The organism is Streptomyces sp. NPDC047886 (assembly GCF_043204435.1).
Taxonomy (GTDB): Bacteria; Actinomycetota; Actinomycetes; order Streptomycetales; family Streptomycetaceae; genus Streptomyces.
This window is the reverse complement of the sequence record NZ_JBIDCF010000003.1, coordinates 638,407-655,285: the sequence shown is the minus strand read 5'-3', so window position 1 is coordinate 655,285 and position 16,879 is coordinate 638,407. Positions and strand designations below refer to the sequence as shown.

17 protein-coding genes and 1 pseudogene are annotated in these 16,879 nt (G+C 71.0%); 7 read left to right on the top strand and 11 right to left on the bottom strand.

From position 1 onward, the window contains the following. Positions 1 to 196: 196 nt before the first annotated feature. Positions 197 to 1,963: an aspartate--tRNA ligase gene (gene aspS, locus ACGF5U_RS14535; protein ID WP_392710552.1), complete on the bottom strand. Its 1,767-nt coding sequence runs from the start codon at positions 1,961 to 1,963 to the stop codon at positions 197 to 199. Positions 1,964 to 2,112: 149 nt separating this feature from the next. Between aspS and ACGF5U_RS14530 the strand changes: the two genes are divergently transcribed. Beyond that, positions 2,113 to 4,236 carry a SpoIIE family protein phosphatase gene (locus ACGF5U_RS14530; RefSeq protein WP_392710551.1) on the top strand — a complete coding sequence of 708 codons (2,124 nt, stop codon included), beginning with the start codon at positions 2,113 to 2,115 and terminating at the stop codon, positions 4,234 to 4,236. Here ACGF5U_RS14530 and ACGF5U_RS14525 read toward each other — a convergent pair. Together ACGF5U_RS14525 and ACGF5U_RS14520 are read right to left on the bottom strand one after the other, a co-directional pair. After that, on the bottom strand, positions 4,182 to 5,258 hold the full coding sequence (locus ACGF5U_RS14525) for an AI-2E family transporter (RefSeq protein WP_392710550.1): 1,077 nt from the start codon (positions 5,256 to 5,258) through the stop codon (positions 4,182 to 4,184). The genes ACGF5U_RS14530 and ACGF5U_RS14525 overlap by 55 nt on opposite strands. Positions 5,259 to 5,347: 89 nt before the next feature. Beyond that, positions 5,348 to 6,322 carry a pirin family protein gene (locus ACGF5U_RS14520; protein ID WP_392710549.1) on the bottom strand — a complete coding sequence of 325 codons (975 nt, stop codon included), beginning with the start codon at positions 6,320 to 6,322 and terminating at the stop codon, positions 5,348 to 5,350. A gap of 263 nt (positions 6,323 to 6,585) precedes the next feature. Here ACGF5U_RS14520 and gcvH point away from each other — a divergent pair, with 263 nt between their 5' ends. Beyond that, entirely contained in the window at positions 6,586 to 6,981 is a 396-nt protein-coding gene (gene gcvH / locus ACGF5U_RS14515) for a glycine cleavage system protein GcvH (RefSeq protein WP_392710547.1), read from the top strand. A gap of 25 nt (positions 6,982 to 7,006) precedes the next feature. Here the strand turns inward: gcvH and ACGF5U_RS14510 are convergent, their stop codons facing one another. From ACGF5U_RS14510 to ACGF5U_RS14495, 4 genes and pseudogenes are all read right to left on the bottom strand, one after another. Further along, positions 7,007 to 7,462, bottom strand: a complete 456-nt coding sequence (locus tag ACGF5U_RS14510) for an SseB family protein (protein WP_392710546.1) — start codon at positions 7,460 to 7,462, stop codon at positions 7,007 to 7,009. A gap of 75 nt (positions 7,463 to 7,537) precedes the next feature. Next, positions 7,538 to 7,729: a DUF397 domain-containing protein gene (locus ACGF5U_RS14505; RefSeq protein ID WP_392818389.1), complete on the bottom strand. Its 192-nt coding sequence runs from the start codon at positions 7,727 to 7,729 to the stop codon at positions 7,538 to 7,540. Between the two features lie 18 nt (positions 7,730 to 7,747). Then, positions 7,748 to 7,870 (bottom strand): annotated as a pseudogene (locus ACGF5U_RS14500) (hypothetical protein); the annotation flags it as partial. Continuing rightward, complete coding sequence (locus ACGF5U_RS14495; protein ID WP_392710545.1) at positions 7,851 to 8,705, bottom strand: helix-turn-helix domain-containing protein; 855 nt, start codon at positions 8,703 to 8,705, stop codon at positions 7,851 to 7,853. The pseudogene ACGF5U_RS14500 and the gene ACGF5U_RS14495, both read right to left, overlap by 20 nt. A 110-nt stretch (positions 8,706 to 8,815) precedes the next feature. Here ACGF5U_RS14495 and ACGF5U_RS14490 point away from each other — a divergent pair, with 110 nt between their 5' ends. Continuing rightward, positions 8,816 to 9,055 (top strand): hypothetical protein, encoded by a 240-nt coding sequence (locus tag ACGF5U_RS14490; protein WP_392710544.1) that lies wholly within the window; start codon positions 8,816 to 8,818, stop codon positions 9,053 to 9,055. 121 nt (positions 9,056 to 9,176) lie between these two features. Next, on the top strand, positions 9,177 to 11,003 hold the full coding sequence (locus ACGF5U_RS14485) for an acyl-CoA dehydrogenase (RefSeq protein WP_392710542.1): 1,827 nt from the start codon (positions 9,177 to 9,179) through the stop codon (positions 11,001 to 11,003). Positions 11,004 to 11,100: 97 nt separating this feature from the next. Here ACGF5U_RS14485 and ACGF5U_RS14480 read toward each other — a convergent pair whose 3' ends face one another. After that, positions 11,101 to 11,328 (bottom strand): hypothetical protein, encoded by a 228-nt coding sequence (locus ACGF5U_RS14480; RefSeq protein WP_392710541.1) that lies wholly within the window; start codon positions 11,326 to 11,328, stop codon positions 11,101 to 11,103. Positions 11,329 to 11,485: 157 nt separating this feature from the next. Between ACGF5U_RS14480 and ACGF5U_RS14475 the strand changes: the two genes are divergently transcribed. The 3 genes from ACGF5U_RS14475 (at position 11,486) to ACGF5U_RS14465 (ending at position 13,606) form a co-directional block, all read left to right on the top strand. Further along, positions 11,486 to 12,781 (top strand): M18 family aminopeptidase, encoded by a 1,296-nt coding sequence (locus tag ACGF5U_RS14475; RefSeq protein ID WP_392710539.1) that lies wholly within the window; start codon positions 11,486 to 11,488, stop codon positions 12,779 to 12,781. A 123-nt stretch (positions 12,782 to 12,904) separates the two neighbouring features. Next, positions 12,905 to 13,135 carry a DUF6458 family protein gene (locus ACGF5U_RS14470; protein ID WP_392710538.1) on the top strand — a complete coding sequence of 77 codons (231 nt, stop codon included), beginning with the start codon at positions 12,905 to 12,907 and terminating at the stop codon, positions 13,133 to 13,135. Positions 13,136 to 13,234: 99 nt separating this feature from the next. Continuing rightward, positions 13,235 to 13,606: a hypothetical protein gene (locus ACGF5U_RS14465; RefSeq protein WP_392710536.1), complete on the top strand. Its 372-nt coding sequence runs from the start codon at positions 13,235 to 13,237 to the stop codon at positions 13,604 to 13,606. A gap of 16 nt (positions 13,607 to 13,622) precedes the next feature. On the opposite strand, the gene ACGF5U_RS14460 is transcribed toward ACGF5U_RS14465, so the two are convergent. From ACGF5U_RS14460 to ACGF5U_RS14450, 3 genes are all read right to left on the bottom strand, one after another. Then, the gene (locus ACGF5U_RS14460; protein ID WP_392710535.1) at positions 13,623 to 15,470 is read right to left on the bottom strand and encodes an NHL domain-containing thioredoxin family protein; all 1,848 of its coding nucleotides are present in this window, start codon (positions 15,468 to 15,470) and stop codon (positions 13,623 to 13,625) included. A gap of 90 nt (positions 15,471 to 15,560) precedes the next feature. Further along, entirely contained in the window at positions 15,561 to 16,238 is a 678-nt protein-coding gene (locus ACGF5U_RS14455; RefSeq protein ID WP_392710534.1) for a class I SAM-dependent methyltransferase, read from the bottom strand. Positions 16,239 to 16,330: 92 nt separating this feature from the next. Continuing rightward, positions 16,331 to 16,789: a glycine-rich domain-containing protein gene (locus ACGF5U_RS14450; RefSeq protein WP_392710532.1), complete on the bottom strand. Its 459-nt coding sequence runs from the start codon at positions 16,787 to 16,789 to the stop codon at positions 16,331 to 16,333. Between the last annotated feature and the right edge of the window lie 90 nt (positions 16,790 to 16,879).

Genomic DNA, 16,879 nt, shown 5'->3' with positions numbered 1-16,879 from the left:
GGGCCTCGGCCGTCCGTCGTCGTCTCGGTGGCGCATCACACCCTGTCAACGCCTTGGCCTCGCGTTCGGGTTGCCTCGTGCGGAGAAGTGGCGGCCGGAACGCGTGAAGGCCCCGGGAACCGTCCGGTTCCCGGGGCCTTCACGCGGACGACGGCCCGCGCCGCCGACGACGGGTCGCTTCACCGCCGACGACGGGTCACTTCTCCGTCGGCGGCTTCCGCAGCGCGATGTTCAGCTCCCGCAGCCGCGCCTCCTCCAGCACCGTCGGCGCGCCCATCATCAGGTCCTGGGCGTTGCCGTTGAGCGGGAAGGCGATGGTCTCGCGGATGTTCGGCTCGTCGGCGAGGAGCATGACGATCCGGTCGACGCCCGGGGCGATGCCGCCGTGCGGCGGGGCGCCGTACTGGAAGGCGCGGAGCATGCCCGCGAACTCGGTCTCGACGGTCTCCCGCGAGTACCCGGCGATCTCGAACGCCTTGAACATGATGTCGGGCTCGTGGTTGCGGATCGCGCCGGAGGACAGCTCGATGCCGTTGCAGACGATGTCGTACTGCCAGCCGAGGATGTCCAGCGGGTCCTGCGTCTCCAGGGCCTCCAGGCCGCCCTGCGGCATCGAGAAGGGGTTGTGCGAGAAGTCGATCCTGCCGGTCTCCTCGTCCTTCTCGTACATCGGGAAGTCCACGATCCAGCAGAACCGGAACACGTCCTCCTCGAAGTGGCCGGCGCGCTTGGCGGCCTCGACCCGGACCGCGCCCATGATCTTGGAGACCTCGTCGAAGTCGCCCGCGCCGAAGAACACGGCGTGGCCGGGCTTCAGGCCGAGGCGGTCGACCAGCGTCTTGACGTTCTCCTCGGTGAGGAACTTGGCGATGGGGCCGCTGAACGCCATGTCGTCGGCGACGCGGATCCAGGCCAGGCCCTTGGCGCCGTGCTCGACCGCGAAGTCGCCGAGCCCGTCGAAGAACTTGCGGGGCTGGCCCGAGACGTCCGGCACCGGCAGGGCGCGCACGTGCTTGCCGGCGAACGCCTTGAACTCGGAGTCGGCGAAGACGTCCGTGATGTCGACCAGCTCCAGCGTGGCCCGCAGGTCCGGCTTGTCGTTGCCGTACTTCAGCATCGACTCGCGGAACGGGATGCGCGGGAACGGCGACGTGACGTGGCGGCCGTTGCCGAACTCCTCGAAGAGCTCGGTCATGAGCTTCTCGATCGGCTGGAAGACGTCCTCCTGCTCCACGAACGACATCTCGACGTCGAGCTGGTAGAACTCGCCCGGCGAGCGGTCGGCGCGGGCGTCCTCGTCACGGAAGCAGGGCGCGATCTGGAAGTACCGGTCGAAGCCGGAGATCATCAGCAGCTGCTTGAACTGCTGCGGGGCCTGCGGCAGCGCGTAGAACCTGCCCGGGTTCAGCCGGGACGGGACGACGAAGTCACGGGCGCCCTCGGGGGAGGTCGCGGTGAGGATCGGCGTCGCCATCTCGTTGAAGCCGAGCGCGGTCATCTTCTCGCGCATGGCGGAGATGACCGCCGTGCGCAGCATGATGTTGCGGTGCATGCGCTCACGGCGCAGGTCGAGGAAGCGGTACTCGAGGCGCCGCTCCTCGTTGACACCGTCGTCCGCGTTGATCGTGAACGGCAGCGGGCCGGCCGCGCCGAGCACCTCGACGTCCGAGACCTCGATCTCGATCTCGCCGGTCGGCAGGTCCGGGTTGACGTTCTCGGCGCCGCGCGAGACGACCCTGCCGTCGACCCGGACGACCGACTCCTTGGTCTGCTTGTCCAGCGCCTCGTACGCGGGGGTGCCGGGCCTGGCGACCAGCTGCGTGATGCCGTAGTGGTCGCGGAGATCGATGAAGAGGATGCCGCCCAGGTCGCGCCGATTGTGCAGCCAGCCGCTCAGCCGGACGTCGGTGGAGACGTCAGAGGCGCGGAGCTCGCCGCAGGTGTGGGACCTGTACCGATGCATCGTCGTTCATCCAGTCTTCGGGGTGATGGGTAGGGCTCGACCAGTCAAGGTTACCGTCCGCCCCACGACCCATTAGCTGCATTACTGAGCCGCAGCTCACATCATCCGCACAGTGGCGTCTCATCGGTCCATCTTCTTAAAGTGGGGCAATGCGCACCGAGGACGTCCTGGCCGCGATTCTCACCGGCCTGTGGCGCTGGGACAACGCCTCCGGAATGGTCACGCTGGACGCGGAGGCCGCCCGGCTGCTCGGTCTGCCCGCCGAGCCGGTGCGGCTGAGCGAGGCCGCCGTGCGGTCCCGGTTCCACCCCGTCGACTGGAACGAGATCGACGGCATCGTGAACCTGGCGGTCGCCGAGGGCACCCTCGCCGAGGCCCGGCTGCGGATCATGGACGAGCGGGGCCGGGTGATCCGTACCGTACGGAGCCGGTCCAAGCCGCTGGTCCAGGGGGACGACTACCAGCTCGTCGGCACCCTCCAGGAGGTCGCCGAGCCGCAGCCCGGCACGGCGGCGCGCACGCCCGTCACCGGTGACTGGCGCCGCTCGCGGGAGGCGTTCCTGCTGGACGCGGGGCGGGCGCTGGCGGAGGCCAGGTCGACGGCCGAGGTGCTGCGGGTGGCGGCGTCGCTGTCGATGCCCGGGTTCTCACCGGACGGGCTGGCCGTGTTCGGGGTCGCCGGCGACCGGCTGACGATCATCGGCCACCACGGGCACGACCCGGGCGACGAGGGGCCCTTCGCCGAGATGTCGCTCGACACCGACTATCCGGCCGCCGAGGTGGTGCGCACGGGCCGGGCGATCTATCTGCCGAGCCCCGAGGAGTACCGCGAGCGGTACCCGGCGAGCTGGCCGCTGGCACAGCGGTTCGGCCGTGAGTCGTGGTCGTTCCTGCCGCTGATCGTCGCGGGGCGCACGATGGGCGCCTGGATGGCCGCGTTCAAGTACCCGGTCGGGTTCACGCCCGACGAGCGGTCGGTGCTGACGACGGTGGCGCGGATGCTGGCGCAGGCGCTGGCGCGGGCGGGGGTCGCCGAGTCGGAGCGGGAGCTGTCCCTGGGCCTCCAGCGGGCCATGATGCCGGTGCTCGGGCCGGCGATCCCGGGCATGGAGGTGGCGGCCAGGTACGTGCCGACGGGCGGCGGGCTCCAGGTCGGCGGCGACTGGTACGACATGATCCAGTTGCCGGGCGGGCGGATCGCGTTCGTCATCGGCGACGTCCAGGGCCATGACGTGCGGGCCGCGGGGCTGATGGGCCAGCTGCGGATCGCCCTGCGCGCGTACGCCTCCGAGGGCCACCGCCCGGACGCGGTGCTGTCACGGGCGTCCAGGTTCCTGTACGGGATCACCGAGGACGACCACGGGGGCGGGGCGCGGTTCGCGACCTGCCTGTACCTGGAGGTCGACCCGGCGACGGGCACGCTCGACATCGCGCGGGCGGGGCACCCCGAGCCGGCGATCCGGATGGCCGACGGCACGGTCATGCTGAGACCCACCGCGGGCGGGCTGCCGCTGGGCATCGTGCCGGACACGGACTACCCGACGACCCGGCTCACGCTGGAACCCGGCGAGACGCTGATGATCTGCACGGACGGGCTCCTGGAGACCGGCGGTCACGACCTCGACACCGGCTGGGAGCGGGTCCGGGCGCTGCTGGAGCGGTACGACGGCGAGGCCGAGGCGCTGGAGACGCTGGCCGACACCCTGGTGCAGGCCGTGCACGGGCCCGGCTCCCACCACACCACGGGGCCGCTCGCCGACCGCCGCGAGGACGACATAGCGATCCTGCTGCTGTCCCGTACGGGCGCCCCGGCCCGGCAGCTCGCGCCGGCCCGCCGTACCGCGCTGAGCGTCGCGCAGGCCGAACCCGAGCGGATCGCGGAGGCCCGCCGCCAGCTGCGGGACCTGCTGCACGACTGGGCGGACGAGGAGCAGGTCGACTCGGCGGTCCTGATGGTGTCCGAGATGGTCACGAACGTGCTCGTGCACACCGACGGGGACGCGCTGCTGGTGGCGGAGGCGACCGGCGAGCACGGCAAGCGGCGGCTGCGGGTCGAGGTCGCGGACACCAGCGACGAGCTGCCGCACCGCAGGCGGCCCGGCGAGATGGCGTCGTCAGGGCGCGGTCTGGTCCTGATGGAGATGCTCGCCCACACGTGGGGCGTCGATCCGCGCGGCGAGGGCAAGTCGATCTGGTTCGAGATCCACGAGGGCGGCCCCTACGTCCCGGACGTGGACGAGGCCCCGGGGCCCGTGGACGGCCTGCCCTCGTAGGTCCTGCGGAGCTCGCCGACGACGCCGAACGCGGCGGCCGTGAGCGGGACGGCCAGCAGCATGCCGACGATGCCGGCGACGGACGCCCCCATGGTGAGGGCCACCAGCACGACGGCCGGGTGGATGTGCACGGTCCTGCTCTGGATCATCGGCTGCAGGATGTTCCCCTCCAGCACCTGGACGGCGAGGACGATGCCGAGCGCCCACAGCGCGATGGCGAACCCCCGGTCGGCGAGGGCGACGAGCACGGCCACGGCGCCGGAGATGAACGCGCCGAGGTACGGGATGTAGGCGCCGATGAAGACGAGCGCGCCGAGTCCGACGTACCCGGGGACCTTCAGGATGACGAGTCCGACGGTGATGAACGCGGCGTCGATCAGCGCGATCAACGTGGTACCGCGCATGAAGCCCTCGACGGCCGCGAAGGCGCGCCGCGCCATCGCCTCCACGGTGTCGCCGGTGGAGGCGGGCCCGAGGGAGCGCAGGGCGTCGACGGCCCGGCCGGAGTCCCGCAGGAAGAAGAAGACGAGCAGCAGGGCGAGCAGGGCCACGGTGATCACCTGGCCGACCACCCCGATGCCGCTGATCACGCGCGACGCGGTGCCGCCGCCGATGCCGCCCAGCAGCTCCTGCGCGTGGGTGATCAGGTCGTCGAGGGTGGTGCCCGGTGCGCCGAGGGTGGCCGACAGGTCGCGTACGGCCCGCCGCAGCGAGGCGACGATCTGGTCGCCGGTGTCGATCAGGGCGGAGACGACGATGTACCCGGCGCCGCCGAACACGGCGACGATGGCCGCGCAGGTGAGCCCGGCCGCGACGGACCGGTTGACGTGCAGGGCGACGAGCCGCCGGTAGAGCGGTCCGAGCAGGGCGGCTCCGAGCAGCGCCAGCAGCACCGCCGTGACCGCCGTGCGGAAGGTGACGGCCAGCCAGACGGCCACCGCCACCACCGCGCTGACGAGCAGGATGACGACGCACCAGGCGGCGGTACACCGGACGGGCTCGGGCAGGAGGGGCGTCGGCATTCTTCCAGGGGAACACGGCGGGGCGGAGTCCGCCTCCCGGCGGTTCCGCCCCGTCACGGCCCGTGATGCCCCGTCAGGCGGCCGTCGGTTCAGCCGCCGAGCGGTTCGCCCATCCCGTGCACGGCCGGGATGCGGCCGAGCCGGCCGGCCTGGAAGTCCTCGAAGGCCTGGCGCAGTTCGTCCTGGCTGTTCATGACGAACGGCCCGTAGTGCGCCATGGGCTCCCGGATGGGCCGCCCGCCGAGGAGCACGACCTCCAGGTCGGGGGTGTGCCCGTCCTGGGTGTCGTCGGCCCGTACGGTGACCGCTCCTCCGTCGCCGAAGACGACGGTCTGCCCCATGCGCACGGGCCGCCGCTCGGCACCGACGGAGCCGCGCCCGGCGAGCACGTACGCGAGGCCGTTGAAGTCGGAGCGCCACGGCAGGGTGACCTCCGCCCCCGCCCGCAGGGTGGCGTGGACCATGGTGATGGGCGTGTGCGTGATGCCCGGCCCCTCGTGCCCGTCCAGCTCGCCCGCGATGACGCGGAGCAGCGCGCCGCCGTCGCCCGAGGTGAGCAGCCGGACCTGACCGCCCCGGATGTCCTGGTAGCGGGGGTCCTTCATCTTGTCCCTGGCGGGCAGGTTGACCCAGAGCTGGAGGCCGTGGAACAGCCCGCCGGACATGACCAGCGCCTCCGGCGGCGCCTCGATGTGCAGCAGCCCGGACCCGGCGGTCATCCACTGGGTGTCCCCGTTGGTGATGGTGCCGCCCCCGCCGTTGGAGTCCTGGTGCACAAACGTTCCGTCGATCAGGTACGTCACGGTCTCGAAGCCCCGGTGCGGGTGCCAGGGGGTGCCCTTCGGCTCCCCGGGCTGATACTCCACCTCACCCATCTGGTCCATCATGATGAACGGGTCGAGGTACCGGTAGTTGATCCCGGCGAACGCGCGCCGGACGGGGAAGCCCTCCCCCTCGAACCCGCTCGGTGCGGTCGTCACGGCCAGCACGGGCCGCGCGGCGACACCGGCGGGCGCGGTGACACGGGGCAGGGTCAACGGGTTCTCGACGGTCACGGCAGGCATGGCGGTCCTCCAGGGCGGGGCGACACGATCAGGTTAGTTGAATTCTGAACTTTCTGCCACTGGAACACGGCCGGCGCCGGACGCATTCCCGGACGGCCCGCCCCGCCCCCGGCCCGGTCCGCCCCCGGCGCGGCATGACCGGAAACCGATCACCGATGCGGGTGACACGGGGCATACCCGGGCCCCGACGGGGCAGCCCTCACCGGGCCGTACAGCCCGTCCGGCGCCCACAGCGCACCCCGCCCCACCCCGAAGGAGCCCCCTTGGCGACCAACCCGACCGACCTGCTCTACACCACGGACCACGAGTGGGTACGGGTCGACGGCGACGGAACCGTCCGCGTCGGCATCACCGCATACGCCCAGCGGCAACTGGGCGACATCGTCTTCGTAGACGTCCCCAGCCGGGCCACCGCGCTGGAAGCCGGAGACGCGATCGGCACCCTGGAGTCGGTGAAGGCCGTGACCGAGATCTACATGCCCGTCGACGGTCAGGTCACCACCGTGAACCCCGCGCTCGACGGGGACCCCGAGCTGATCAACCAGGACCCCTACGGCGAAGGCTGGATCGCACAGGTCAAGCCCGCGAACCGCGCGCAGCTCGACGCCCTGATGAGCGCGGCGCAGTACGAGTCGCGGCTCGCGGAGCCCACCGGCTGAGCGGGCTGACCAGCCGCACAGCGGGTCAGCCGTACATCCGCCGCATCGCGAAGTCGACCATCTCCTCGACCGCCTTCGCGTCGAAGACGATCCGGTGCTCGCCCTCCATGTCCAGGACGAACCCGTACCCCGTGGGCAGGAGGTCGATCACCTCGGCGCCGGTGATCACGAAGTACTTGGACTCCTTGCCGGCGTACCGGCGCAGCTGCTTCAGCGACGTGAACATCGGAATGACCGGCTGCTGCGTGTTGTGCAGCGCGAGGAAGCCGGGGTTGTCACCCCGGGGGCAGTAGACCTTGGAGGTCGCGAAGATCTGCTGGAAGTCCTCGGCGGACAGCGAACCCGTGGTGAACGCCCGCACGGCGTCCGCCAGCGACGGCGGAGACGGCTCGGGGTACAGCGGCGGCTGCTGCGCGTACCCCTGGTGGGGCGGCGGAGCGTACTGCTGCTGGGCACCCGGATTCTGCTCGTAGCCGTACATGCGCACAAGGGTACCGAGAACCCCGCCCGCCCCGGGCGGGGTATGGCCGCGCGGGGCCGGGCCCCGGCGCCCCGTCTACGCCCCGAGCCCCGCGACGAACACCGCCCACGCGCGGGCCCCGACGATCACGGCGGGGCCGTCGGGCACCTTCGAGTCCCGGACGGGCACGACCCCGGGAAGGTTGTCGGCGACCTCGACGCACTCGCCGCCGCCGCTGCTGTAGCTGCTCTTCCGCCAGCGGGCGGCACCCGGGAACCCCTCGGCCACTTCGACGCAGTCGCCGCCGCCGCTGCTGTACGTGCTCCTACGCCAGCGGGCCGAGAGTCCGCCCGGTGCGCCTGGCGTCGTCACCGTGGCGCGGCGCGCTCGGGTCGGCGAGGAAGCCACGTCAGATGGTCCGCTTGCCATTCCGGTAGGCCTCCGCAGCGCTCTCGATCATCTTCAGCGATTCCTCCGGCGAGAGCGCGGTGGCCCTCAGCCGCTCGTACGCTTTCTGATACTGCCTCACCGCATCGGGGTCGTCGATGAGTTGGCCGCTGTACATGCCCTCCGTATACATGACGGGCGGCGCGTCCTTGAAGGACATGAACCGTGTCGAGCCCATGGCGAACGGATGCGTCGGGGTGTTCCACGGAAGAACCTGTGGCACGAGCCGACCGAGCCTGGCGACCTCGGCGATATGCGCCAGCTGTTCGGCCATCTCGTTGTCCTCCAGGACGGGCCGCCGCAGAACCGCCTCGTGAAGAACCGCCCAGGACTCCGGCGCCTTGGGGTCCTCATGGAGCCAAGCGCGCTCCCGCCGAGCCGCCACCCTGGCGGTGAGCAGCTCATCCGTGATGCGCGGGTGGTCCGCCTTGATCGTCGCCCGGATATAGGGCTCCAGTTGGAGCGGCCCGGGAATGTAGTACGGCTCCCACTGATCGATGTCCCGCGCCCGGCCCTCCAGTTCCACGACGGCCATGAAGTACCCCGCGTGACCGGCCTTGCGCGCCTTGCGCACATCGTCGCAGCATCGCCCGAAGTAGCCGTCCGTCTTCAGCACCTGGTCCATGTGGCGGGCCAGATCCTCGGGCATCCGCCGCTGACCGCGCTCGATCTCGCTCAGGTACGTCGCCGCGTAGAAACTGCCCCTCACGGCCTGCTCCAGCGTGAGCCCTGCCTTCTCCCGCTGGAAGCGCAGCTCCTTGCCGTAGAAGCACGGCACGCTCAGGGAACCGTCGATATCCTTCCGCCGCCCCGCCACAGCCAGCAGCCCTCCACACCTCGCGCCGTGGAACCCGAAACCCTTCCACCGTACGCGGCATGACGCCACTGTGTGACGCGACCGTCACAGAAAGCGCAGGAGGCGCACCCATGAGTCTGGAGCTGGAACCGGAGCTGGACCGAGAGGCGCGGGCCTGCGTCAACGAGCTGCGCGTGATCCTCGGCTCGCACGGGATCAAGTTGCCGTCGCTCGGGCGTGACTACGGCACGCCGCCGTTGATCACGCTCGGCAACTGCAACCTGGCGACGGCGCGGTCGCTGATCACCGTCCTGCGGAAGGCGGAGGTGGAGGCGGAGGCGGGGGCGGGGGCCGACGCGGTTCGGCGGTAGGAACCGCGTCACAGTTCGGGCGGCAGGGGTTGCCCTTATTACCGACGGGTAGCATCATCGTAGCTACTAACTGGTAGATGCACGAGGAACCTGCCTCCCGATCCCTTACGGAGCCGTCGCCATGGGGCACTACAAGTCGAATCTCCGCGACATCGAGTTCAACCTCTTCGAGGTTCTCGGGCGCGACAAGGTGTACGGCACCGGTCCGTTCGAGGAGATGGACGTCGACACGGCCAAGAGCGTCCTGGAGGAGCTCTGCCGTCTCGCGGAGAACGAGTTCGCCGAGTCCTTCGCCGACACGGACCGCAACCCGCCCGTCTTCGACCCCGAGACGAACACCGCGCCGGTACCGGACACGTTCAAGAAGTCCTACAAGGCGTTCATGGACTCCGAGTACTGGCGCCTGGGCCTGCCGGAGGAGATCGGCGGCACCACCTCGCCGCGCTCGCTGATCTGGGCGTACGCGGAGCTGATCCTCGGCTCGAACCCGGCGATCTGGATGTACTCCTCGGGTCCGGCCTTCGCCGGCATCCTCTTCGAGGAGGGCACCGAGGCGCAGAAGAAGGTCGCCGAGATCGCCGTCGAGAAGCGCTGGGGCTCCACGATGGTCCTCACCGAGCCGGACGCCGGCTCGGACGTGGGCGCGGGCCGCACGAAGGCGGTGCAGCAGGCGGACGGCTCGTGGCACATCGAGGGCGTGAAGCGGTTCATCACGTCCGGTGAGCACGACATGGAGGAGAACATCCTCCACTACGTCCTCGCCCGCCCCGAGGGTCACGGCCCCGGCACGAAGGGCCTGTCCCTCTTCCTCGTGCCGAAGTACGAGTTCGACTGGGAGACCGGCGAGCTGGGCGCCCGCAACGGCGTGTACGCGACGAACGTCGAGCACAAGATGGGCCTGAAGGCGTCCAACACGTGCGAGATGACGTTCGGCGACAAGCACCCCGCCAAGGGCTGGCTGATCGGCGACAAGCACGACGGCATCCGCCAGATGTTCCGCATCATCGAGTTCGCCCGCATGATGGTCGGCACGAAGGCGATCGCCACGCTGTCCACCGGCTACCTCAACGCGCTGGAGTACGCCAAGGAGCGCGTCCAGGGCCCCGACCTGGCGCAGTTCATGGACAAGACCGCGCCGAAGGTCACCATCACGCACCACCCGGACGTGCGCCGCTCGCTGATGACGCAGAAGGCGTACGCCGAGGGCATGCGCGCCCTGGTCATGTACACCGCCGCCGTCCAGGACGCGATCCAGGTCAAGGAGGCGGCCGGCGAGGACGCCAAGGCGCTCAACGGCCTGAACGACCTGCTCCTGCCGATCGTGAAGGGCTACGGCTCCGAGAAGTCCTACGAGCAGCTCGCCCAGTCGCTCCAGACCTTCGGCGGCTCCGGGTACCTCCAGGAGTACCCGATCGAGCAGTACATCCGTGACGCCAAGATCGACACCCTGTACGAGGGCACCACGGCCATCCAGGGCCAGGACTTCTTCTTCCGGAAGATCGTCCGCGACCAGGGTGCCTCGCTGAACGCCCTCTCCGAGGAGATCAAGAAGTTCCTCGCGGTCGGCACCGGCGGCGACGAGCTGGCCGGCGCCCGCGACGCGCTCGCCAAGGCCGCCGTCGAGCTGGAGGCCATCGTCGGCAAGATGCTGACCGACCTGGCCGCCACCGGCGAGGACGTCAAGAACATCTACAAGGTGGGCCTCAACACCACCCGCCTGCTGATGGCCTCGGGCGACGTCGTCGTCGGCTACCTGCTGCTGCGCGGCGCCGCCGTGGCCGCCGAGAAGCTGGAGACCGCGTCCGCCAAGGACCGCGCCTTCTACACCGGCAAGATCGCGGCGGCGAAGTTCTTCGCGGCCAACGTCCTGCCGGGCGTCGCCACCGAGCGCGTCATCGCCGACGCGGTCGACAACTCCCTGATGGAGCTGGACGAGGCGGCCTTCTGAGCCGCCTCACCCGCCGCACCACCTGAGAGACACCGAGCGCGGCCCGACGGCCCGCTTCCCCGGACGGTCCGGTCCGGGGAAGCGGGCCGTCCGCGCGTCAGGCGGCTATGCGCGGTACCGGCACCCGTACCGGTGGCGGGAGGAGGTCGCCCAGCCGGACCGGCTCGCGGTCCGGGGGGCCGGCCGCCGCCCTCGTACAGGACGGGCAGAGCGGCATGCCGTACAGCAGGCTCCACGCGGCGCCCGGTGCCTCACACTCGGCACAGGCGGGCGCGTTCGGCAAAGTCGTCGGGGTGGTCGGGGTGGTCGCGCGCATCGTCTTCACCAGGGCACCTCCGGTCACGTGCGGTCATCGATCGGTCACCTGCCATCGATACTCGCAGCCACCACTGACAACGGCCCCGTGACGGGCGCCCGCGGCACGGCGACGGGGCCGCCGAAACCCCTGCGATCCGGCCTGCCCCCGCCCGTATGGTGTGGGCATGAGCAGCTCACCCACCCGCTTCGACCGCGGCCACACCGACGACATGATGACCTTCCTCGCGGCCTCGCCCTCGCCCTACCACGCCGTGGCGAACGCCGGCGAGCGGCTCGACAAGGCCGGCTTCCGGCAGGTCGCGGAGACCGACGCGTGGGACGGGACGGCCGGCGGCAGGTACGTCATCCGCGGCGGCGCCATCATCGCCTGGTACGTGCCGGAGGGTGCCGCCCCGCACACCCCGTTCCGGATCGTGGGCGCCCACACCGACTCGCCCAACCTGCGCGTCAAGCCGCAGCCGGACGCGGGAACGCACGGCTGGCGCCAGGTCGCCGTCGAGGTGTACGGCGGCCCCCTGCTCAACTCCTGGCTCGACCGGGACCTCGGCCTCGCCGGCCGCCTCAGCCTCCGCGACGGCACGCACCGGCTCGTCAACGTGGACCGGGCGCTGCTGCGCGTACCGCAACTCGCCATCCACCTCGACCGCAAGGCCAACGAGGGGCTGAAGCTGGACCGCCAGCGCCATATGCAGCCCATCTGGGGCCTCGGCGACGACATCCACGAGGGCGACCTCATCCGCTTCGTCGCCCACGAGGCGGACCTCGACCCCGAGGACGTCACCGGCTGGGACCTGATGGTCCACTCCATCGAGCCGCCCGCCTACCTCGGCCGGGACCGCGAACTCGTCGCCGCGCCCCGCCTGGACAACCTGCTCTCCGTACACGCGGGGACGGCCGCGCTCGCCGCCGTCGCCACCGCCGACGAACAGCCCGCCTTCATCCCCGTACTGGCCGCGTTCGACCACGAGGAGACCGGCTCCGAGTCCGACACCGGCGCCCAGGGACCGCTGCTCGGCACCGTGCTGGAACGATCCGTCCTCGCGCGCGGCGGCACCTTCGAGGACCGCGCCCGCGCCTACGCCGGGACCGTCTGCCTCTCGTCCGACGTCGGCCACGCCGTGCACCCCAACTACGCCGAGCGCCACGACCCCACGCACCAGCCGCGCGCCAACGGCGGCCCGATCCTCAAGGTCAACGTCAACCAGCGGTACGCCACGGACGGCAGCGGCCGGGCCGTGTTCGCGGCCGCGTGCGAGGAGGCGGGCGTGCCGTGGCAGTCGTTCGTCTCCCACAACGACATGCCGTGCGGCACGACGATCGGCCCGATCACCGCCGCCCGGCACGGCATCCGGACCGTCGACATCGGCGTCGCCTGCCTGTCGATGCACAGCGCGCGCGAGCTGTGCGGCGCGGACGACCCGTACCTCCTCGCCAACGCGCTCGTCGCCTTCCTCAAGTAGCCCCCTACGGCGGGCGGTTCGCGGACGGTTCGCGGGATCAGCGCCCAACCGGCCCCGTACAGGCGTCGCGGGGCCCGTTCGGGGTACTCGCGACACCTCACGCGGACGAGGAGGCGAACGACAATGGGCCTGGGTGGCTGCATTCTTCTGATCGCTGCGGGTGCGATCCTCACCTTCGCGACGGACTGGGAGGCCAAAGGCGTCGACCTGGACATGGTCGGGGTGATCCTCATGGCGGTCGGGCTGATCGGCGTCGCGACCTTCACCAGCATCGCCAGGCGGCGCAGGGCCGTCGTCCCGCCGGTCGCGCCGACGACGGTGGTCGACCCGCGCGACGACGACCCCCGGTACTAGCGGACATCCGACCGGTACCTGCGGTACCCGAGACGACGGCCACCGTCGCGGCGGCGCGCGAAACATCCGCGAAAGGGCCCGCCTGACACCGTGTCCGGCATGGTTCTGCTCGGACAGGAGACGACGGACGCGTTCCGTCACCGCGGCCCCGCACGCGGCAAGACGCTCGCCGCGTGCGCCGCCGCCGTCGCGGTCGTCGTGGCCGCGGGCGGCGCGGCGATCCACACGTACGGCGAACGACCGCCATGGGGCGACGACATCGCGTACGAGGCCGGTTTCGTCACCGGCAACCGCATCCGCCACCACGACCGGGACGGGCACCTCACGCGCGACCTGCTCGACGGCGGCTGCGCACGGATGCGGGACCAGGGTGTGGGCGGCCCGAAGGCCGCCCACAACCCCGGCCGGTGGGTCGAGGGCTGCCTGGACGGGGCGGCCGGACGCCCGTCCCGCCACCAGGGGCTCATGTGAGGGCCCCCACCCCCCGCTACGGCGTGTCGAGGCCCGCCAGGATCAGCGGCAGCCGGTCCGCGCCGTCCGCCGTGATCCGCACCGGGACGCCCCAGTCCTGCTGGTGGACGTGACAGGCCGGGTACTCGTTGGCCGGGTCGTCGTCGCAGGACGCGGCCATCGCCGAGACGTGCAGCACGCCTTCCGCGACCTCCGGGTTCAGCGCCAGCTCCCGGGACAGGTCGGTGCCGGTCCCCTCACCGCCGGCGAGGAGCTCCGGCGGGGTGGCCGAGACCAGCAGCCGCGTCGACGGACCGTACCGGTCGTCCAGCTTCTGACCGGTCGGCGCCCGGAAGACGACGTCCAGCTTCAGCCTGCCGGGCGCGATCTCGGTCGCCTCACGCCGGGTCCGGTGCGCGACGGCCTCCACCCGCACGGCCTCCTCCGGCAGGCGCAGCCGCGTGAGCCGGTGCCGTGCCGACTCCACGACCACGATGTCGTCACCGACGAGGACCGCGTCGCTGGGCTCGCGCAGATCCGTGGCCAGCGTGGTGACCTCGCCGCTCGCCGGGTCGAAGCGGCGCAGGGCGTGGTTGTACGTGTCCGAGACGGCGACCGAACCGTCGGGGAGGACCGTGACACCCAGCGGATGCTGGAACAGGGCCTGGCCGGCGGCACCGTCGCGGTGGCCGAAGTCGAACAGGCCCGTGCCGACAGCGGTGTGCACGGCCCCCTCCGGGTCGACCCAGCGCAGCGAACTCGTCTCGGAGTCGGCCACCCACAGCCGGTCGGCGGCGGCGGCCAGACCGGACGGCTGCGCGAACCACGCCTCGGCGGCGGGCCCGTCGACCAGGCCCTCGTTCGTGGTTCCCGCCGCGACCCCCACGGTGCCCGCCTCCGGGTCGTACGCCCACAGCTGGTGGACACCCGCCATGGCGATCCAGACCCGGCCCTGCCACCACGCCACGTCCCACGGCGACGAGAGGGCCACCTCGCGGGCCGCCCCCGACGTCGGGGAGCCCTGCATCCACTGCGCGCCGGTCCCGGCGAGCGTGCCGACCTCGCCCGTTGCCAGGTCCAGGACCCGCAGCGCGTGGTTGACGGTGTCGGCGACCACGACCCGCCCGTCCGGGAGCAGGCACATGCCCTGCGGCTCACTGAACCGGGCGTCACCGGGACCGCCGTCGGCGAGACCCCGCTCACCGGCGCCGATGCGCCGTACGACGGTCTCGCCGTCCGCCGCGAGCTCCACCAGCTGGTGCCGGGTCGTGTCCGAGACCAGCAGGTTCCCCGACTCCAGGAGCAGCGCCTTGCCGGGGAAGCGGAGGTGTGTGGCGACCGGCTCGGGCGGCACGTACGGGCCGTCGCCGCGCCGCAGGGTGCCCTTCGCCTCGTGCTCGGCCTCCAGCTCGGCGACGAGCCTGGCAAGCGCCGTGGCATGCCCCTCGCCCGCGTGCTGCGCCACGACGTACCCCTCGGGGTCGATCACGACGAGCGTCGGCCAGGCCCGCACGGCGTACTGCTTCCAGGTCGCGAGCTCCGGGTCGTCCAGTACGGGGTGGTGGACGCCGTACCGCTCGACGGCGTCCACGACGGCCTGGTGCTCCGCCTCGTGCACGAACTTCGGCGAGTGCACCCCGACGATCACCACGGTGTCGCGGTGCTTCTCCTCCAGCTCCCGCAGCTCGTCCAGGACGTGCAGGCAGTTGATGCAGCAGAAGGTCCAGAAATCCACAACAACGCACTTACCTCGCAGGTCGGCGAGGGTGAGCTCTTTGCCGCCGGTGTTCAGCCACCCACCTTTGCCGATCAGCTCGGGAGCACGGACACGGGCACGCTTGCGGGGTGCGGGCGCGGGGGTGGGCGCCGGGGCAGCATCGTTCATCCTTCAAGCTTGCCATTGGCCCATGAACACCGGATCACGACCGTACGACGCCGTTGTCCTGCGCAGCTACGGGATCCGCTCCACCACGGACTAGCCTCCTTGGACGCCCCGGACGAACAGGGTTCCTGTGCGCCGACTCCCGGCGGGTGGGGCAAGCACGGACGCTGACACGTCCACGAAGCCGTGTTCCTTGAGAATCAGCGCCCACACATCGGGTTCGTAGTCCCACCGCTTGACGACAGCGGGGTCTTCTTCGGGCCCGCGCGGGATGTATGACGCCTGGCAGCCGTAGCACCCTTCAACCGGGGGACGCTGGGAGAAGGCGAAGACGCCACCCGGCTTGAGGTTCACGTGAACCATCGGCAGCAGAAGACCGGGGTCGGTGAACCAGGCAGCGCCGAACACGCTGTAGACCGCATCGAAGATCGTGAACGTGTCTCCGAGATAGGTGAGCGCGTCGGCCTGGTGGAGTTCCATCCCGTCCACGCCCGGCCACCGCTCGCGTGCCTTGTCGAGCTGCTTGGCGGAGAGGTCGATCCCGACGGACTTCATGCCGAGCGTTGCGAGATGAGCGGCGTTCCCTCCAGACCCGCACCCGAGATCGAGCACGCGGTCTCCCGGGTTGAGGTTGAGCACGTCGGCCCTGGGGCCGTGGTCCGGGTACTGGGTCCAGTTGAACCATGTGGTCTCGCCCTTGGCGTTGGTCTTCCGCCGCTGGGGCTTGCTCTGCGAGTAGGTGTCCCATGCGGTGCTGCGAGCGTCAGTCACTACCTGTCCGTTCTCGTTCACGGCGACAGCCGCCCGGCACGATACCGGGCGGCTGAAGCTCTCGTGGGTCAGTCGCTCCGCTTGAGTCGGAGCTATGTGGCAACGGGGCTGTCGGAGCAGCCCGCGTAGCTCTGGGTGCAGTCGGCTGCGCCGTTGATCGGCCAGAACTCCGGGTCCACGTCGAAGCCGGCCGATCGGATCACCTCGGCCGTCCGACGCATCGCGGCCCGGCCCTCGGCGGGGTCGTGGCCGTTGTTGCGGTCGGGGACGTGGTGGATGAATCCGCCGCCGAGCGCGTCGCAGACCCTGGCGTAGTCCTTGGTGTGGAGCACGAGTGCGTGCCAGAAGAGGTCCACGCGAAGGCTGGGCGTGGCCCTCTCCGTGGTGTTCGCGGCGACGGCGAGGAAGGCCGCCACCTGGTTGACGCCGCGCTGGCCCTGGTCGTCGGTCATCTCCGGCCAGGAGTCCTCGCGGACCATGGTGATGAGGTCGGCCCTCAGCTCCGGGGTGATGAGGTCGTACACGGTCTTCGTCGTGTCGGTGATCGTCACGTCTGTGCCTTCCTGGTCTGTGAGGAACTTCGGGGGCACTTGCAGGGGGGCCAGGCGGCGGAGGCCATGGGGGTCAACGGCTTCTCGGCA

Coding starts and splice junctions, on each gene's coding strand:
- ACGF5U_RS14510 (WP_392710546.1), bottom strand. CDS start 7,462: ATGTACGGCTACGAGCAGAATCCGGGTGCCCAGCAGCAGTACGCTCCG.
- ACGF5U_RS14470 (WP_392710538.1), top strand. CDS start 12,905: ATGGGCCTGGGTGGCTGCATTCTTCTGATCGCTGCGGGTGCGATCCTC.
- ACGF5U_RS14520 (WP_392710549.1), bottom strand. CDS start 6,322: ATGCCTGCCGTGACCGTCGAGAACCCGTTGACCCTGCCCCGTGTCACC.
- ACGF5U_RS14525 (WP_392710550.1), bottom strand. CDS start 5,258: ATGCCGACGCCCCTCCTGCCCGAGCCCGTCCGGTGTACCGCCGCCTGG.
- aspS (WP_392710552.1), bottom strand. CDS start 1,963: ATGCATCGGTACAGGTCCCACACCTGCGGCGAGCTCCGCGCCTCTGAC.
- ACGF5U_RS14485 (WP_392710542.1), top strand. CDS start 9,177: ATGGGGCACTACAAGTCGAATCTCCGCGACATCGAGTTCAACCTCTTC.
- ACGF5U_RS14490 (WP_392710544.1), top strand. CDS start 8,816: ATGAGTCTGGAGCTGGAACCGGAGCTGGACCGAGAGGCGCGGGCCTGC.
- ACGF5U_RS14475 (WP_392710539.1), top strand. CDS start 11,486: ATGAGCAGCTCACCCACCCGCTTCGACCGCGGCCACACCGACGACATG.
- ACGF5U_RS14530 (WP_392710551.1), top strand. CDS start 2,113: ATGCGCACCGAGGACGTCCTGGCCGCGATTCTCACCGGCCTGTGGCGC.
- ACGF5U_RS14465 (WP_392710536.1), top strand. CDS start 13,235: ATGGTTCTGCTCGGACAGGAGACGACGGACGCGTTCCGTCACCGCGGC.
- ACGF5U_RS14460 (WP_392710535.1), bottom strand. CDS start 15,470: ATGAACGATGCTGCCCCGGCGCCCACCCCCGCGCCCGCACCCCGCAAG.